Below are 17,593 nucleotides of genomic sequence, written 5' to 3'. Positions count from 1 at the left end.
CCAGATGTCTTCCATCCAGATCATCGTCTTTGCGCCGCTGATTGCGGCGATCATCGCCGGGCTCGGCAACAAGGCGCTCGGGGCCGTTCCGGCCAAGCTCCTGACCACTGGCGCGCTGTTCCTGGCGTGCGGGTTGTCCTGGCCGATTTTCTGCTCGTTTCTCGGCGGCCATGCCGAGGCGAGCGTCACACCGATCCTGAGCTGGGTAAAGTCGGGGGATCTCGATTTTGCCTGGGCCTTGCGGGTTGATACGCTGACTGCGGTCATGCTGGTGGTGATCACCAGTGTTTCGGCGCTCGTTCACCTCTACTCATGGGGTTACATGAGCGAAGAGCCGGATCAGCCGCGCTTTTTCGCGTACCTCTCGCTGTTTACCTTCGCCATGCTGATGCTGGTGACGGCGAACAACCTGGTCCAGATGTTCTTCGGCTGGGAAGGGGTGGGGCTCGCCTCGTACCTTCTGATCGGGTTCTGGTTTCGCAAGCCCAGTGCCAATGCTGCCGCGATGAAGGCCTTTGTGGTCAACCGTGTCGGTGACCTTGGCTTCATGCTCGGCATTTTCGGCGTGTTCCTGGTGTTTGGCACGGTCTCGATCCCGCAGATCCTGCATGATGCGCCGGGTCTTGCCGGTTCGACGATCGGCTTTCTGGGCTATCGCTTCGACACGGCTACGGTGCTGTGCATCCTCTTGTTCATCGGCGCGATGGGCAAATCGGCGCAGCTTGGGCTGCACACCTGGCTTCCCGACGCGATGGAAGGCCCGACCCCGGTGTCGGCGCTGATCCACGCGGCGACGATGGTGACCGCCGGCGTGTTCATGGTGTGCCGTTTGTCGCCGCTGTTCGAACAAAGTCCGACGGCCCTGCATTTCGTCACCGTGATCGGCGCGCTGACCTGTTTCTTTGCCGCGACGGTCGGCACGACGCAGACCGACATCAAGCGCGTGATCGCCTATTCGACCTGTTCGCAGCTCGGCTACATGTTCTTTGCAGCCGGTGTCGGCGCCTATGGCGCGGCGATGTTCCACCTGTTTACCCACGCCTTTTTCAAGGCGCTGCTGTTCCTCGGCGCGGGCTCGGTGATCCATGCCATGCACCATGAACAGGACATGCGGTACTATGGCGGGCTGTGGAAGAAAATCCCGCTGACCTTTGCCGCGATGACCGCCGGTACGCTGGCGATCACCGGGGTCGGCATCGACGACGTGTTCGGCTTTGCCGGGTTCTATTCGAAGGACGCGATCCTCGAAGCGGCTTTTGCCCGTGGTACCGAAGTCGGCATGTTCGCTTTCGCGATGGGCATCTTTGCCGCGCTGCTGACCAGCTTCTATTCCTGGCGTCTGGTGTACCTGACGTTCTTCGGCAAACCGCGCTGGGAACAGTCGGAGCATATCCAGCACGCAGCGCATGATGCGCATGGGCACGATAATCATGGTCATGACCATGCGCATGGGCACGGCGATCATGACCACGCGCATGCCAGCGACGGCACATTGGGCTATCACCCGCATGAGAGCCCGCTCAACATGCTGGTGCCGTTGATCCTGCTGACCGTTGGCGCGGTGTTTGCCGGGTTTGTGTTCGCCCCGTTCTTCCTGAGCGAAGGCACCGGCGAATTCTGGAAGGGTGCGCTGGTCTTTGACGAAGCCTTGCTCCATGCCGCGCACCATGTGCCGGGTTGGGTCAAGCTGGCACCGGCAGGCGTCATGCTGACCGGTCTGGCCATCGCGACGTATGCCTATGTGCTGAACCCGGCGTTCCCGGCAGCATTTGTCCGGCAGTTCGGTTTCCTCCACCGTTTCCTGCTCAACAAGTGGTACTTCGACGAGCTCTATGACGTCATCTTCGTCCGTCCCGCCCTGTGGCTGGGCCGGGTATTCTGGAAGGTGGGCGACATCGGGATCATCGACCGCTTCGGTCCGAACGGCGCCGCAAAGGTCGTCGCTCTCGCCAGCCGCGGGGCCGTCAGGCTCCAGTCCGGATACCTCTACAGCTATGCGCTGGTCATGCTCGTCGGCCTTGTCGGCGCGATCAGCTGGGTGATTGCACGATGACCGGCTTTCCCATCCTTTCGTTCATGTTGCTGGTGCCGCTGGTCGGTGCCGTGTTCAGCCTCAAGACCGGCCGCGAAACGGCGCGCATGATCGCGCTCGTCGCGACGCTGATCGATTTCGCGCTCGGCGTGGTGCTGTGGACGCATTACGACGTCGGCGGCGCGCAATGGCAGTTTCAGGAACGCGCCGACATCTTTGCCGGTTTTTCCTGGAAGCTCGGGATCGACGGCATCGCGCTGGTGCTGCTTGAGCTGACCGTGTTCCTCATGCCGATCTGCATCGGTGCGAGCTGGAACTCGATCGAAAAGCGCGCGGGCGAATATTACGCCGCGTTCCTGTTGATGGAAACGCTGATGATCGGCGTGTTTGCGGCGCAGGATCTGTTCCTGTTCTACATCATGTTCGAAGCCGGGCTGATCCCGATGTATCTGATCATCGGGATCTGGGGCGGCGCGGAGCGGATCTACGCCAGCTACAAGTTCTTCCTCTACACGCTGCTCGGCTCGGTGCTGATGCTGATCGCGATGTTCTGGATGGTCAACGTGGCAGGCACGACCGACATCCCGACGCTGATGCAGTATGATTTCCCGGCGCAGGCGCAAACCTGGCTGTTCCTTGCCTTCTTCGCGAGCTTCGCCGTCAAGATGCCGATGTGGCCGGTCCATACCTGGCTGCCTGACGCGCACGTTCAGGCGCCGACCGGCGGCTCGGTGATCCTGGCCGGCGTTCTGCTCAAGATGGGCGGCTACGGCTTCATTCGCTTCTCGCTGCCGATGTTCCCGATTGCCTCTGCGCATTTCGCGCCGCTGGTGTGGGGTCTGTCGATGGTGGCGGTAGTGGTCACTTCGCTGATCGCGCTGGTTCAGGCCGACATGAAGAAGCTGATCGCCTATTCCTCGGTCGCGCACATGGCGATCGTCACGGTCGGGCTGTTTGCCTTCAATCGCCAGGGTCTCGAAGGCTCGATGGTGGTGATGCTCAGCCACGGCCTCGTGGCGGGCGCGCTGTTCCTGGCTGTCGGGGTGATCTACGATCGGCTGCACACGCGCGAAATCGTCCGCTACGGCGGGTTGGCCATCAACATGCCCTATTACGCGCTGTTCCTGCTGCTGTTCACGATGGCGTCGATCGGCCTTCCGGGGACGAGCGGGTTCGTCGGCGAATTCCTCTCGATGCTTGGCGTGTACAAGGAATCGAGCTGGGTGGCGGCGATCTCGGGCACCGGGATCATTCTGGGCGCGGCCTATATGCTCTATCTCTATCGCCGCGTGGCTTTTGGCGAACAGAAGAACGCCGATGCCGCATCGATGCTCGATCTCGACGGGCGCGAGTGGGCGATGATGGTGCCGATGGCCGCTGCCGTGTTGTGGATGGGGGTCTATCCGGAATCGTTCATTGCGCCGATGCGCAAGGACATCGGGGTGGTCGAGGCGCGCGTCGCCATCGCCAAGCCCAAGGGAGATGCTGACGTGAAGATCGGTGCGCCTGCGACTGCTGCATCCGCAGCGCTTGCTGCTGCTCAGTTGAAGGGGGTGAAGTAATGGATTTCATCCACTCGCTGGCTGCCGTCTCGGCAGAAGAGCTGATCAGCAGCGCGGGCCTCGTGCTCCTGCTCGTGGCGGCGTGGGGTGGCGACAAGGCCGGGCGCGGCATTGCGATTGCGGCGTTTGCCGTGCTCGTCGGCGCGGCGGCGATTGCCCTGCCCACTCTGCTTGGCAGCGTCGGCGGAAGCGCGTCGCTGGCATTCGAAGGCCATGTCCGGCTCGATGCTTTCGCTGCATTTGCCAAGCTGTTGATCTATCTCGGTGCCGGTGTCGCGCTGATCGTTGCGCCCGCGTTTTTTGAGCGTGAGGGCGGTTTGCGGGCTGAATTTCCGCTGCTCGTGCTGCTCGCGGCGCTGGGCATGGGGATCATGGTTTCGGCCAACAACCTGCTCACGCTTTATATCGGGCTCGAACTGAACAGCCTGGCTTCCTATGTGCTCGCGGCAATCTTGCGCAGCAACGGGCGCTCGGCCGAGGCGGGCCTGAAGTATTTCGTGCTCGGCTCGCTCGCTTCGGGCATCCTGCTCTATGGTATCAGCCTGACTTACGGCTTTACCGGGACGACGTCGTTCGACGGCATCCGTGCCGCGTTTGGCGCAGGGCCGCTGTCGGTCGGTGCGACCTTCGGGCTGGTCTTCGTGCTGTCGGGTCTTGCGTTCAAGATCAGCGCCGCGCCGTTCCACATGTGGACGCCCGACGTCTATGAAGGCGCGCCGACGCCGGTCACCGCGTTTTTTGCCACGGCGCCCAAGGCGGCGGCGCTCGCGCTGCTGATGCGGGTGAGCCTGGGGGCGTTTGGCGCGCAGCCGGGCGCCTGGCAGCAGATCGTGATCTTTGCCTCGCTCCTGTCGATCGTGATCGGTGCGCTCGGCGCGATCGGGCAGGACAATATCAAGCGGCTGCTTGCCTATTCGTCGATCAACAATGTCGGTTTCATGCTGATCGGTCTTGCCGCCGGGACCCAGGCGGGCGCTTCGGCGACGCTGGTCTATCTGGCGATCTATGTCGTGACTTCGGTTGCTGCGTTCGTCGTGGTGCTGGCGCTGCGCGATGCGCAAGGCAAGGCGATCGAATCGATTGCCGATCTTGGCGGCCTGTCGCGCACGCATCCGGGGCTTGCCGCCGCGCTTGCGGTGGTGATGTTCAGCCTCGCCGGTGTTCCGCCGCTGTTCGGCTTCTGGGGCAAGTTCCTGGTGTTCCAGGCGGCGGTGCAGGCGCATCTTGTCGTGTTGGCGGCGCTCGGTATTGCGGCATCGGTGATCGGCGCGTTTTACTACCTCAAAGTGGTGAAAGTGCTCTATTTCGACGATGTGGTCGACAAAGTGCGTGGGGGCAGCGAGTTTGCCAACCTGGTGCTGCTGACCGCGTCGACGCTGTTCCTCTCGCCGCTCGGCTATTTGCTGACCCGCTGGCTCGGCGGTCTCGCCGGCAATGCGGCGGCAGCGCTGTTCCGCTTGTCCTGATCCGGCCTTGATCGAAACCGTCGCCGAAATCCTCTCGACCAACAGCGCGCTTCTGGCGCGCCTTGGCGGGGGCGAAGCAATCGGGGAGGGATACTGGCTGGTTGCCGATCGCCAGAGCGCGGGGCGCGGTCGCGCCGGGCGGCAGTGGAGCGACGGGCACGGTAATTTCATGGGCTCGACCGTGGCCTCGGTCGGGGCTGATGATCCGCCTGCGCCGACATTGTCATTGGTGGCGGGTGTGGCCCTGCATCGCACACTCGAGGCGCTGGTCGGTGCGTTGCCGGACATGCGGCTCAAATGGCCCAACGATGTACTGGTCGATCGGGCGAAGCTTGCCGGCATCCTGCTTGAACGCAATGGCGATGCGGTTGTCGTGGGCATTGGGGTCAATCTGGTGCAGGCCCCGGCCTTGCCTGACCGACCGACTGTGGCGCTGGCTGCATTGGGCCGTGCCGTCTCGCGCGATGTGTTTGCCGCGGCGCTGGCCGACGAATGGCATGCCGCACTTTCCCTGTGGCATCGGCAGGGCTGGCCCGCCTTGCGCGAAGACTGGTTGGCGCGCGCGCATCCGCGGGGTACGCTGCTGTCGGTACGCGATCGCGATGCCGGGGTGATCATCGGCGGCTTTGCCGGGCTCGATCCCGATGGCGCCGCGCTTCTCCGCTTGGCGGATGGTGAACGGCGTGCCATCCACGCGGGCGATATTGAACTCGTGGGGGAATGATGCTGCTGGCGGTTGACGTTGGAAACACCAATGTCGTCTTTGCGCTGATCGACGGGCGCGAAATTCTCGGTCGCTGGCGCATTGCCACCGATCCCCGGCGCACGGCTGACGAATATGCCGTCTGGCTATTACAACTGCTTCATTTGCAGGGGTTTTCGCCCGATTGTGTGAAGCGCGTGATCGTGTCCACCGTGGTGCCGCGCGCGCTCCACAATATCCAGGTTCTGTCGAACAAGTATTTTCATCAGGATGCGCTGATCGCGGGCGAGCCGCCTGTCGAATGGACCTTGCGCATCGATGTCGATCAGCCGCGTTCGGTCGGCGCGGACCGGGCGGTCAATGCGATGGCGGCGCATGAGCGCTTTCCCGGCGATCTGATCGTGGTTGATTTCGGGACGGCGACGACATTCGACGTGATCGACGGCGAGGGCACCTACAAGGGCGGGATCATCGCGCCGGGGATCAACCTTTCGCTCGAAGCGTTGGTCAATGCCGCCGCGCGCCTTCCGCGCATTGCCATCGAGGCGCCGCGTGCCAATGGCAGCGTGATCGGGCGCAACACCGAGGACGCCATGCATATCGGCGTGTTCTGGGGCTATGTGGCGATGATGGAAGGCCTGATCGCGCGGCTGCGGGCAGAGATCGGCCGCCCTGTCACGGTCGTCGCGACCGGGGGCCTTGCGGTGTTGTTCCACGACCACACCACCATCTTCGACCATGTCGAAACGGACCTGACGCTTGACGGGCTTGCCCTGCTGGCCGAACGGGTAAAAGATTAACCGTGGCGGTCGGACATCGCCCCAAGTTTAGTGATCAGGAATTTACGTGAAGCCCGGAAAAGAATTGCTGTTCTTGGCGCTCGGTGGATCGGGCGAAATCGGGATGAACGTCAACCTTTATGGCTGCAACGGCAAATGGTTGATGGTCGATCTCGGCATGACGTTTTCGGACCCGTGGTATCCGGGGGTCGATCTGGTCTTTGCCGATCTGGAATTCATCGAGGAACGCCTCAAGGATCTCGTCGGCATCGTGCTGACCCATGCGCACGAGGATCATATCGGCGCTGTGCCCTATTTCGCGCAGGATCTCGGCGTGCCGCTTTATGCTACGCCGTTTACCGCGCGACTGGTCCATGAAAAGCTGGTCGAAGCGGGGATCGAGAACGACGTCGAGCTCAATATCGTTGAAAACGGCGGGAGCGTGGCGCTGGGGCCGTTTGACATCCGGTATGTCCCGCTGGCGCACTCGATCGCCGAAGGCAATGCGCTGGTCATCGACACGCCTTATGGCCGGGTGTTTCACACCGGCGACTGGAAGCTTGACGATGCGCCGCAGATCGGTGTGCCGGCGACGCCCGCCGAACTGACCGCGATCGGCGATGAAGGCGTGCTCGCGCTGGTGTGCGATTCGACCAATGTGTTCAATGCCAAGGCCTCCGGGTCCGAAGGCGCGGTCCGCGACGGGCTGCTCGAAACCGTGGCGGGGCTCAAGGGGCGGCGCGTGGTCGTGACCACGTTTGCCTCGAATGTCGCGCGGTTGCAGACTTTGGCCTGGGTGGCGCAGCAGACCGGGCGGCGGCTGTGCGTCGCCGGGCGTTCGCTCGACCGGATCATCGCGGCGGCCAAGGCCAGCGGGTATCTCAAAGACTTTCCCGAATGCGTGCCGATGGACCGGGCGATGGACCTGCCGCGCGGCGAAGTGCTGATCCTGGCCACCGGGGGGCAGGGCGAGGCCCGCGCGGCGCTGGCGCGGATTGCCGGGGATTCGCATCCGATCAAGCTCGAAGCGGGCGACGCGGTGGTTTTTTCCAGCCGGCAGATCCCGGGCAACGAATTGCAGATCGGGCGCATTCACAACACGCTGGTGGCCAAGGGCGTGCGCGTTGTCACCGATCGGCAATCGATGATCCATGTTTCGGGCCATCCCGGACGCCCCGAACTGATCGAGCTTTACAAGTGGATCCGCCCCGAAATCCTCGTGCCCGTTCATGGCGAACTGCGCCACATGGACGAACAGGCGCGACTGGGGCTGGCCGAAGGTATTCCGCGCTCGATCCTTCAGAAAAACGGCGATCTGATCCGGCTCGCGCCCAAGGGCCCGCACAAGGTGTCCGAAGTGCGGTCCGGTCGGTTCGTGCTCGACGGTGACATCATTGCGCCCGCCGATGGCGAAGCGATGTCTGCGCGGCGCAAGCTGGGGCAGATGGGGCTGATCACCGTCGCGCTGGCGGTCAATCCCGAGGGCAAGCAAGTCTCGCCCGTCGAAGTGGCGACGATCGGCATCCCGCTCGACGAGGACATGGAAGGCTTTGTCGCCGAAGCGCAAGTCGATGCCGCCGAAGCCGTCGCCAAGCTCAAAGGCGATCGCCGCCGTGATCGCGGAGCGATTGCCGAAGCGGTCCGTCTGGCGATACGCCGCTGCGGTCAACGCTGGATCGGTCGCAAGCCGATGGTGCAGGTCATGCTTCGCGCACACTGAGCGCGTTTGGGCAGGGATTAGGGAGACCGGGAATGCGCTGGACCTCGATCGTGGCGATTTTCACGCTGTTCTGGGTGCTGTCGGCGTTTCTGGTCATGCCTTTCGGCATCCGGACACACGACGAACTCGGGCTGGAAAAAGTGGCTGGCCAGGTCCACAGCGCGCCGGGCAATTTCCGCCCGCGGCTGATCGTGCGCCGCGCGACGGTGGTCGCGCTGGTGCTGTTCGGGCTTTACTACGCCAACTATGTGCACCAGTGGATCACGCTTGACGATCTTGACATCTCGCCGTGGCTTGGTCTGGTGAAGTGAGGGATCGGAGCCTTTATACTCCTTCGAGCGCGTAGCCTGCCGAGCGAACCGTGCGTACCGGGTCGGGCGCACCGGGGATGGCAATGGCCTGGCGCAGGCGGCGGATGTGAACATCGACCGTGCGCAGTTCGATGTCGCTGCCGCTGCCCCAAACGGCGTCGAGCAGTTGACCGCGCGAAAAGACGCGGCCCGGGTGTTCCATGAAATGGCGCAGCAGGCGAAATTCGGTCGGGCCGATCTTGATCGATTCGCCCTGACGCGTGACGCGGTGTGCGGTGGGGTCGAGCGCAAGGTCGCCCACGGTGATCGTCTCGCCCGCGAGGGCCGGGCGCACACGGCGCAAGACCGCGCCGACGCGGGCGATCAGTTCGCGCGGGGAGAATGGCTTGGTAACATAGTCGTCGGCGCCGATTTCGAGCCCGCGCACGCGGTCGTCTTCGTCGCTGCGCGCTGTCAGCATGATGATGGGGACATGCGCGGTCGCCTTTTGGCGGCGCAGTCGGCGGCAGACTTCGATCCCGCTGGTCCCGCCGATCATCCAGTCGAGCAGGACGAGATCGGGGGTGTCCTCGGCGGCCAGCAACAGCGCCTCGTCACCATCGTCGGTGGTGCGCACGTCATAGCCTTCGCCGCGAAAGCGATATTCGACGAGCTCCGCGAGCGCGGTGTCATCCTCGACCAGGAGCAGCTTGGGCGCGGACATGGTATGATTTCCCCGTTCTGAGCCGGGCGTTGAGCCCGCTCTCGGCACGTTGCGCAGACACCAGCAATGTTACGGCATTATGACGATGCGGCAACTGCGTTGCGCACCGCCTCTTTCAATCCTGTGCGTTCAGCCTGGCGGGGGCACTTCTTCGCGCTCGGGCAAATAGATACCGGTCGCGGCATAATGGACCAATTCCGCGATGTTCGTCGCCTGATCGCCGATCCGTTCGATATTGCGCGCCACAAACAGCAGTTGGGCGACGCTGCCGATTGTCGCCGGATTTTCGACCATATATGACACAAAATTGCGAAATACACTGTCGTAAAAGGCGTCGACTTTGGCATCGCGCTGGACGATTTCGGCGGCGGCGACCGGATCGCGCGCGGCATAGGCGGTCAGGACGTCATGCACCATGTCGCCGGCCAGTTCGTTCATCATCGGCAGCAGTGTCAGCGGCTCGAATCGCTTGTGCCCCTCGATACGGCCGACGCGCTTGGCGATGTTCTTGGCATAGTCGCCGATGCGTTCGATGACTCCGGCGATTTTCAGCGCAGCGATGACTTCGCGCAGATCGTCGGCCATCGGCGCGCGCAAGGCCAGAACGCGGACCGACAGCCGGTCGACTTCGCTTTCCAGCATGTCGATGCGCCGGTCGCGGGCAATCACCCTGGCGGCCAGATCTTCGTTGCCGCCGACCAGCGCATCCATGGCCTCGGTGATCGACAGTTCGGCCAGCCCGCCCATTTCCGCGATCAGCCCCCTGAGGCGGGTCATGTCCTCGTCGAATGCCTTGACGGTGTGTTCAGCGACCATGGGCCCCTTTCCGTGCTGATCGGTGTGTCCGACCGCTGTTGCCATACTTCGTGCGGCTATTGCGAAGATTTGTGAAGATGCCGGACGGCTGTGACGATGGGTTTGCCACATCCATTTGAACGAATGGCTTATACCATGGACTGATCACCGGATGCCGGGGCGGGGAGGCGGTGCGGCTGCTCGATCAGGCCGAGGCGGATCGTGACGGTCGTGCCAAGGCCGAGCTTGCTGGTGATGTCGAGCTTGCCGCGATGGCGCTCGACGATGTGTTTGACGATGGCAAGGCCAAGGCCGGTGCCGCCTGCCGCGCGGCTGCGCCCCGGATCGGTGCGATAGAACCGGCGGGTGAGGTGCGGAATATGGTCGGGATGAATGCCCTCGCCATGGTCGGTCACGCTCAGGACGGCTTCATGGCCGCGCCGCACCACGCGCAATTCGACCGCGCGCGCCGGATCGGAATATTTCATCGAATTGTCGACGAGGTTGCGGATCACCTGATCGAGTTGCTGACGATCGCCCCGCACCATGGCGTCCTCGGTGACAACGACAATGCGATTGTCGCCCACCGTCGCGCCGACTTCGCCGCCGATCGAAGCGGCCATCTGGCCAAGATCGATCAAATCGCGCGGGATGTCGTGCTTTTCCGCCTCGATCCGCGACAGCGACATGAGATCTTCGACCAGGTGTTGCAGCCGCTTGGCTTCGCGCAACACAGTCGCGTGAAAGCGCGCGGTTGTCGCCGGATCGATCCGCGCATCGGGATCGGCCAGCGTTTCTATATAGCCGATGATCGACGCAAGCGGGGTGCGCAGTTCGTGGCTGGCATTGGCAACGAAATCGGTGTGGGCGCGGCTGATGTCGGCTTCGGCGGTCTTGTCGACCAGTTCGATCAGCGACAGGCGGTCGTCTACCGCGACACGCCGCACTTGCCAGATGCTGCGCGGCCCGGTCAGCCCGCGCACCGTGACGCTGCCTTCGCGCGTGTCGAGCAGAGTGATCGCTTCGGGATGGCGCAGCGCCACGCGCGCGTCCTGGCCGATGATGTGACCGCCCAATTCGGCGCGGGCGGCGGCATTGGCGGCCGCGATGCGCTGGCCGTCGAGCATCAGTACCGGTACGCCAAACGGCTCGATCAGATCGATCATCGCCTGTCGCGACAAACTGCCGACTTCGACCATGCGCACTTCGACCAGGGGGGCGGGCTGCGTCAGCCAGAGCGTCACTGTCCAGACCAGCACGACCCCGATCGTCAGGACCAGCCCGGCCCCCGCCAGCAGCATGACCGCGCCTGCGACCAAGGCGACGGCAATGCCCGTCCAGGGCAGCGGCGGCAGGCCGAAAAACGACATGGTATGTTCAGGCGGGTTTGTAAGATTGGCGGTCATCGGGGGGGCATCTTGTCAGGGTAACCTTCGGCGTACCAGTGCCAGGTTACTGATTATGGACAGATCATGCGCGCAATCATGCCGATTGGCGATCACCACCCGGTGCGCAGGCCCTTGGCGAGGCAGGCGATTGCCACGATCAGCGCAAGGGCCGAGACTTTGCCCCAGGCAATCAGCGAGACTTTGTCGAGATCGCGGCGGCGGCTGTGCATGCGGTCGCGGATCGCGCCAAACAGCGCGACGGCTCCGGCGATCGCGGCGGCAGCGAGCAGCGGATGACCGAGGATGAGCGATTGAAGTTCCATGAGGGCCCGTCATCAAGGGGGCAGGCGGTGCTTGCATCCGTCAGGCACCGGTTCCAGGCGTCCTGGTGACCCCTACGGGAATTGAACCCGTGTTTCAGCCGTGAGAGGGCCGCGTCCTGACCGCTAGACGAAGGGGCCTGTATCGACAGGTCGTATCATACCCGTGGTCCCGGAACCCGGACTATATTCACCACAGCACATTGCCGATGGTGACCCCTACGGGAATCGAACCCGTGTTTCAGCCGTGAAAGGGCCGCGTCCTAACCGCTAGACGAAGGGGCCATGAAGGCATGCCGACCGGAGGCTTGCAATCGGCTCGACGGACAAGTCGAAACCGGCAGTATGGTGACCCCTACGGGAATCGAACCCGTGTTTCAGCCGTGAAAGGGCCGCGTCCTAACCGCTAGACGAAGGGGCCGCCGGGCATGCCGCCGCTGGGCAGGCCCGCGCCTCTATTGGCTCTATCCCGGTGCGTCAACCCATATTTGACAGCGATTGTCATCAGCGGGTTGATCGGCTGTTTCGAGGCGCCCTGCCGCGTTTAAAGTGCCGCGCTTAAAGGGCCGCGTTCAACTTGCCGCGTTCAATCGGCGAAGGCTGCGTCTTCGACATGGAGTTCTGCGGCAGGCCGGCTCGCCCAGTCATCGATGCGCGCACGCCCGGCCAGCCAGAACTGGCGCCCTTTCGGCGCATGGAGCAGGGCCTGGCCCAGTTCGGTCGACGCCGCGCGAAAGGCGATCGCCTTGAACGAGCGACCATCGTTGCCTGCGGCGACCATGCGGACATGATCCTGTCCGACGAGATCGACTTTGACCAGCCGCACCGGGCCGATCGCGATGCGCGGGCCGGGCCAGCCGACGCCGAACGGCCCGGCTGCATCGAGCGAAGTGACCAGATCGGGAGTCAGCCCGCCCGGAGCCAGCGAGAGGTCGAGCAACAGCGTCTGCGCCGTGCGCGCACGCGCCACGTCGCGCGCCAGGCGCTCGTCGAGAAACGCGCGCAAGGCATCGAGCCGGTCGGGCGCAACGGTCAGCCCGCACGCCATCGCATGACCGCCGCCTGCAACCAGCAACCCGGCCTCGCGCGCGGCGATCACCGCTGCGCCAAGGTCGACTCCGGAAATCGAACGGCCCGACCCCTTGCCATGCCCGGCATCGTCGGCGTCGAGCGCGATGACCAAGGTCGGCTTGCCGGTCTTTTCCTTGATCCGCCCGGCGACAATGCCGATCACCCCGGGGTGCCAGCCCGATCCGGCGAGCACGGGAACGCATGTATCGCCGGCCAGCGCCAGGCATGCCTCGGCCGCTTCCTGCACGACTTGCTCGATGCCGCGCCGTTCATCGTTGAGCTGCGACAGGCTTGCGGCGATCGTTGCCGCCTCGTCCGGGTCGGCGGTTGTCAAAAGGCGCACGCCGAGCGAGGAATCGCCGATCCGCCCCGCCGCGTTGATGCGCGGGCCCAGCGCAAAGCCGAGATCGCTGCACGTCGGCTGGCGATTGATCCGGCTGGCATCGATCAGCGCGGCGAGCCCGACATTGTCGCGCCGGGCCATGACTTTCAGCCCTTGCGCCACGAGCGCGCGATTGAGCCCGCGCAATTGCGCGACATCGGCAACGGTGCCCAGCGCGACCAGATCGAGCAGTCCCATCAGGTCGGGCGGGGCGCCTTTGCCGAAATAGCCGCGTTGACGCAGATCGCGCGCGGTGGCGATGGCCAGAAGGAACGCCATGCCGACGGCGGCCAGATGGCCATAAGCGGCGGCCTCGTCGCTTTCGTCGAGCCGGTTGGGATTGACCAGCGCCACGGTTATCGGCAGCTCGGTCGCGCATTTGTGATGATCGACCACGATCACTGCGACCCCGGCCTTGGCAGCCATGGCCAGCGCATCGTGCGCCATTGCGCCGCAATCGACGGTGATCACCAGCTCCGCGCCTTCGGCGCCCAGGCGCACGAGCGCTTCGCCCGTGGGGCCGTAGCCTTCGAGCAGACGATCGGGGATATAGGCGCGTGCCGATCTGCCGCAAAGCTGGAGAAAGCGGATCAGCAAAGCCGCGCTGGTTGCGCCGTCGACGTCGTAATCGCCATAGACCGCGATCGCCTCGCCCGACACGATCGCATCGGCCAGACGGGCGGCGGCCTTGTCCATGTCGCGAAAAATCGACGGATCGGGCAGAAATTCGCGCAAGGTCGGGCGGCGATGGCGATCGAGTTCGGACCGGTCGACCCCGCGCGACAGCAGCAATTGGTCAACGAGGTCATTACCGGCGGTCAGGCCATCTCCGGCAAGGTCCATGTTGCCGCCGCGCCAGCGCCAGGCCTGCCCCGAGAGCGAGCGGTCGATCGCGGTGACAGGGGTCATGAAGCGGTGGTCGTCGGCGGGTGATGAAGCATCCGCAGGCATCTAGACGATCACGGGCGCAAGCAAAAGAGCATGGCCTTGCGAAACGCATCGCGGTAAAGCTGTCGCAAAATGTCGCAGGATCGGGGTGGGGGTCTCGCGGGGAACAAAGGGGACCGGATATGGCTTGGCATTCTGGATTTTCTCGGCGGGCTGGGCGGCATGATCGACGGCGCATTGACCGGGGGTGCGCTGAATGGCGCGAGCAATGGCGACGGGTGCCCCTGGTGGTCCGATTCTGATATTTGCTACGGCTATCGGCAAAGTGGTGCGCAAATGTCAGAATCTTTTCGGATCACTCGAAACCTTTGATTTTAGTGGATTTCAAGATTTTGACATTTGCGACCATGCCCCCCGCCGTCCTGTTGATCATCTGGCACAGCCGAACCGGCGCGGCGCAGGCGATGGCCGAGGCCGCGCTGGCGGGGGCGGATGAAGAAGGCGTTGGTGCCGCGCGCCTGATGCGCGCGCGCGAGGTCGGGGCCGACGATGTCCTGGCCGCGGCGGGCTATCTGTTTGTCTGTCCGGAAAATCTCGGCACGATCAGCGGTGAAATGAAGGAGTTTTTTGATCGCACGTTCTACGCGGTGATCGGCCGGACAGAGGGGCGCCCTTATGCCACGGCGATTGCTGCCGGGAATGCCGGACAGGGGGCCGAGGCGCAGATCGACCGCATTGTCGCCGGCTGGAGGCTGCGACGCGTTGCGCCCTCGCTGATCATGCGGTTCGGGGGCGATACGCCCGAAGCGATCACCGCGCCGAAACGGTTGTCAGGTAACGTTCAGCAAAGCTGTCGTGAATTGGGACGGTCGTTCGCTGCGGGCTTGCAACTTGGCATATTCTGACCTTTTGGTTGCGGCAAGACCGGGATCGCGCCCGCAGCGGACTCAACTTGTAGTATTGGCCTGTGCGGAACTGGCCGGGATCGATTGATGGCGGCAACAGAAGAACGCGATTCAAAAAGGCGAAAGACCGGCTCGGCCAGAGGATCGGCGCTTGTGCCTGTCGCCGGGTTGTTGTTCGATCCTGCTTCGCGTCCGGCGCTGGCCGAGCTCGAGGAACTGGCCCGGACAAGGCGCATATTTGGCGTCACGCACCTTGATGCCGGTGCGGGGCTGGCGGAACTGTTTCTTGATGGGCTGACTTTCGATTGCCTTGGTTGTGGTCCGGGCGCCCCCTTGCGGATGGATACCGCGCTGCAACTGGTCGCGCTGCCGGGCGATTTCGCCGTTGCCGATCATGCGCTGGTGACGCTGGGGCCGGGGGCGCATCTTGCCGGGGCGGGGCAATTGCTGCCGGTGGTGCGGGTGCTCGCCGGGCTGATGCTGGCCCTGTCGGAGCTGCCGGGGATCCGGGCCATCGCATGGTTGCCGGCGCGACTGACGATGTCACCGGCCTGGTTTGCCGAAGCGATCGGTATCTGGTTGAAGGGTGGCCCGTTTCCCGCGTTGGCGTTGACCGGATTGGCGCGCTCGGAGCTTGGCTATGCCAGCCGGGGCTTGTCCTATTTCGTCGGGCAGGAGTTCGTCTTTTCGGGCAAGGACGGAAATCTGCGCGAATCCGATGTGCGCGGGGCCATGCGGTTGACCGACTGGCTGGTTGCGCATGGCCCCGTCGATAGCCGACGCGAAGTGGAACTGGCCGGATTTGGTACAGTTCTGCTTGAGCCTGAAGGGCCTAACAGCTTGCGCGCGCGCAGTCTTTAGCACCGATTTGGCACCAAGCCGGACGATCCCGTTTTCGGCAATGGTTTGTTTACCCGTACAGCGCAGCGTGATTCCCGTAATCGTGGGGGATCTGGAGATGTCCGCTCAATGAAGTCGCCGCGCGCGGCGTTGCCATTTCGGTCGGTCAATGTGCCCGGAAGTGCCGGGTATTGTGCCGGCTTGCAGCGTCATCATGTTCTGCCACGGCAATTGCTCGATGTGCGCGGCGTGGCCGGCCTGATCGATGAGATCGGGGCGGGTGCTTTCGGATTCCATGACTTTCGGCGCAACGGCCTGCTATTGCCCGCGACCGACGACGAAGCGGTTCGGCTTGGTCTGCCGCTGCATCGCGGGCCGCACCATTCCTACAATGGTCTGGTCATCGAGCGCATGGGGCAGATCGAGGCCGGGTGGCAAAAGCGCCGTCGCAAAGGGCCCGATAACCGCGCCATGGTCGAGGCGTTGATGCGCATCGACGTGTTGCAGCGCGCGCTGCGCCGACGTCTGCTCGATCCCGCCCGTTGGCGCGGCAAAGTGCTCAACGCGCGTGATCCTGCGCTCGATTTCAGCCACCTCGACCGCATGGCCGAGGCGCTGTGGACGGCTACCGAGCCAGTTTCTGCCTGATAACGTCTCGGCCTGATCCTCTGCTATTTCAGAAACGGCGCGCTGTTGGCGGCAAGCGCGGCGGCGGCGGCACGATATTCGGCTTCGAATTTGGCCACGCGTTCCGCAACGGTTTCAACCGCCTTGATCGTGCCGATGCCCTGGCCCGAGCCCCAGATGTCTTTCCATGCCTTGGCCTCGGTATTGCCTCCCGAGCCGAAGTTCATTTTCGACGGGTCGCTTTCGGGCAAGTGATCGGGATCGAGCCCGGCGCCCACGATCGATGAGCGCAAGTAATTGCCGTGAACCCCGGTAAACAGGTTCGAATAGACGATATCGTCTGCCCCGGAATCGACGATCGCCTGCTTGTAGGCGTCGATTGCGCGTGCCTCGTGAGTGGCGATCCAGGCTGAGCCGATATAGGCGAGATCGGCGCCCACCGCCTGCGCGGCAAGGATCGAGCGACCATGCCCGATCGCCCCCGACAGCGCGACCAGTCCGTCGAACCAGGTGCGGATTTCCTGAACCAGTGCAAACGGCGATTGCGCCCCGGCATGGCCGCCGGCGCCAGCAGCGACCGGGATCAGGCCGTCGGCGCCCTTTTCGATCGCCTTGCGCGCAAAGCGATTGTTGATCACATCATGCAGGACGATCCCGCCCCAGCTGTGTGCGGCCTGATAGACATCCTCGCGCGCGCCGAGCGAGGTGATCAGCAGCGGCACTTGCCATTTGCCGCACAGCGCGATGTCTTCTTCGAGCCGGTTGTTGGTCTTGTGCACGATCTGGTTGACCGCAAAGGGTGCCGCCGGGCGGTCGGGATGCGCGCGGTTGTGCGCGGCCAATTCCTCGGTGATTTGATGCAGCCATTCGTCGAGCTGGCTGATCGGGCGGGCGTTGAGCGAGGGGAAGCTGCCGACAACGCCGGCCTTGCATTGCGCGATCACCAGTTCGGGGCCGGAAATCAGAAACAGCGGCGAAGCAATCACCGGCAGGCGCAGATTGGCGAAAAGCGGGGGAAGGGGCATCGTTGCTCTCTCTCGTCGTGTAATTTAAGTGATCGATTAAACGCATCGCTATCCGCTTGCGCCCCGGTTTGTCAAA

16 protein-coding genes and 3 tRNA genes are annotated in these 17,593 nt (G+C 63.8%); 10 read left to right on the top strand and 9 right to left on the bottom strand.

What is annotated here, in order from left to right:
• Positions 1–4 precede the first annotated feature (4 nt).
• The 7 genes from nuoL to AQZ50_RS05410 all read left to right on the top strand — a co-directional run bounded on the left by nuoL (position 5) and on the right by AQZ50_RS05410 (position 8,573).
• Positions 5–2,053 (top strand): NADH-quinone oxidoreductase subunit L, encoded by a 2,049-nt coding sequence (gene nuoL, locus AQZ50_RS05440; protein ID WP_067743571.1) that lies wholly within the window; start codon positions 5–7, stop codon positions 2,051–2,053.
• Entirely contained in the window at positions 2,050–3,594 is a 1,545-nt protein-coding gene (locus tag AQZ50_RS05435; RefSeq protein ID WP_067743568.1) for an NADH-quinone oxidoreductase subunit M, read from the top strand. The genes nuoL and AQZ50_RS05435 overlap by 4 nt, the downstream gene beginning before the upstream one ends.
• Entirely contained in the window at positions 3,594–5,060 is a 1,467-nt protein-coding gene (gene nuoN, locus AQZ50_RS05430; RefSeq protein WP_067743564.1) for an NADH-quinone oxidoreductase subunit NuoN, read from the top strand. The genes AQZ50_RS05435 and nuoN overlap by 1 nt, the downstream gene beginning before the upstream one ends.
• Before the next feature lie 7 nt (positions 5,061–5,067).
• The gene (locus tag AQZ50_RS05425; RefSeq protein ID WP_197412380.1) at positions 5,068–5,784 is read left to right on the top strand and encodes a biotin--[acetyl-CoA-carboxylase] ligase; all 717 of its coding nucleotides are present in this window, start codon (positions 5,068–5,070) and stop codon (positions 5,782–5,784) included.
• Positions 5,784–6,563 carry a type III pantothenate kinase gene (locus AQZ50_RS05420; protein WP_067743943.1) on the top strand — a complete coding sequence of 260 codons (780 nt, stop codon included), beginning with the start codon at positions 5,784–5,786 and terminating at the stop codon, positions 6,561–6,563. Before AQZ50_RS05425 ends, AQZ50_RS05420 begins: the two co-directional genes overlap by 1 nt.
• 103 nt (positions 6,564–6,666) lie before the next feature.
• The gene (locus tag AQZ50_RS05415) at positions 6,667–8,262 is read left to right on the top strand and encodes a ribonuclease J (RefSeq protein ID WP_369801387.1); all 1,596 of its coding nucleotides are present in this window, start codon (positions 6,667–6,669) and stop codon (positions 8,260–8,262) included.
• A 32-nt stretch (positions 8,263–8,294) separates the two neighbouring features.
• On the top strand, positions 8,295–8,573 hold the full coding sequence (locus tag AQZ50_RS05410; protein WP_067743556.1) for a DUF1467 family protein: 279 nt from the start codon (positions 8,295–8,297) through the stop codon (positions 8,571–8,573).
• A 13-nt stretch (positions 8,574–8,586) separates the two neighbouring features.
• Here the strand turns inward: AQZ50_RS05410 and phoB are convergent, their stop codons facing one another.
• The 8 genes from phoB to recJ all read right to left on the bottom strand — a co-directional run bounded on the left by phoB (position 8,587) and on the right by recJ (position 14,141).
• On the bottom strand, positions 8,587–9,276 hold the full coding sequence (gene phoB, locus AQZ50_RS05405; RefSeq protein ID WP_067743553.1) for a phosphate regulon transcriptional regulator PhoB: 690 nt from the start codon (positions 9,274–9,276) through the stop codon (positions 8,587–8,589).
• A 129-nt stretch (positions 9,277–9,405) separates the two neighbouring features.
• Positions 9,406–10,092: a phosphate signaling complex protein PhoU gene (gene phoU / locus AQZ50_RS05400; RefSeq protein ID WP_067743941.1), complete on the bottom strand. Its 687-nt coding sequence runs from the start codon at positions 10,090–10,092 to the stop codon at positions 9,406–9,408.
• Between the two features lie 128 nt (positions 10,093–10,220).
• Complete coding sequence (locus tag AQZ50_RS05395; RefSeq protein ID WP_082703422.1) at positions 10,221–11,477, bottom strand: sensor histidine kinase; 1,257 nt, start codon at positions 11,475–11,477, stop codon at positions 10,221–10,223.
• A 92-nt stretch (positions 11,478–11,569) separates the two neighbouring features.
• Positions 11,570–11,782, bottom strand: coding sequence for a hypothetical protein (locus AQZ50_RS05390; RefSeq protein ID WP_067743550.1), 213 nt, complete (start codon positions 11,780–11,782; stop codon positions 11,570–11,572).
• A 63-nt stretch (positions 11,783–11,845) separates the two neighbouring features.
• Positions 11,846–11,920, bottom strand: a tRNA-Glu gene (locus tag AQZ50_RS05385).
• 69 nt (positions 11,921–11,989) lie between these two features.
• A tRNA-Glu gene (locus AQZ50_RS05380) sits at positions 11,990–12,064 on the bottom strand.
• A 61-nt stretch (positions 12,065–12,125) separates the two neighbouring features.
• Positions 12,126–12,200 (bottom strand) — tRNA-Glu (locus AQZ50_RS05375).
• A gap of 165 nt (positions 12,201–12,365) precedes the next feature.
• Complete coding sequence (recJ, locus tag AQZ50_RS05370; protein ID WP_067743938.1) at positions 12,366–14,141, bottom strand: single-stranded-DNA-specific exonuclease RecJ; 1,776 nt, start codon at positions 14,139–14,141, stop codon at positions 12,366–12,368.
• Between the two features lie 386 nt (positions 14,142–14,527).
• Between recJ and AQZ50_RS05360 the strand changes: the two genes are divergently transcribed.
• The 3 genes from AQZ50_RS05360 to AQZ50_RS05350 all read left to right on the top strand — a co-directional run bounded on the left by AQZ50_RS05360 (position 14,528) and on the right by AQZ50_RS05350 (position 16,513).
• A complete protein-coding gene (locus AQZ50_RS05360) occupies positions 14,528–15,025 on the top strand; it encodes a flavodoxin family protein (RefSeq protein WP_067743935.1) in 498 nt (165 codons plus the stop codon).
• An 87-nt stretch (positions 15,026–15,112) separates the two neighbouring features.
• A complete protein-coding gene (locus AQZ50_RS05355) occupies positions 15,113–15,886 on the top strand; it encodes a hypothetical protein (RefSeq protein ID WP_067743545.1) in 774 nt (257 codons plus the stop codon).
• Between the two features lie 108 nt (positions 15,887–15,994).
• A complete protein-coding gene (locus AQZ50_RS05350) occupies positions 15,995–16,513 on the top strand; it encodes an AHH domain-containing protein (protein ID WP_082703421.1) in 519 nt (172 codons plus the stop codon).
• A gap of 23 nt (positions 16,514–16,536) precedes the next feature.
• Here AQZ50_RS05350 and AQZ50_RS05345 read toward each other — a convergent pair whose 3' ends face one another.
• Complete coding sequence (locus AQZ50_RS05345) at positions 16,537–17,517, bottom strand: NAD(P)H-dependent flavin oxidoreductase (RefSeq protein WP_067743542.1); 981 nt, start codon at positions 17,515–17,517, stop codon at positions 16,537–16,539.
• Between the last annotated feature and the right edge of the window lie 76 nt (positions 17,518–17,593).

The sequence above is a fragment of the Novosphingobium sp. Fuku2-ISO-50 genome, from assembly GCF_001519055.1.
In the GTDB taxonomy this organism is placed as follows: domain Bacteria; phylum Pseudomonadota; class Alphaproteobacteria; order Sphingomonadales; family Sphingomonadaceae; genus Novosphingobium.
This window is presented reverse-complemented; position numbering and strand designations above follow the sequence as displayed.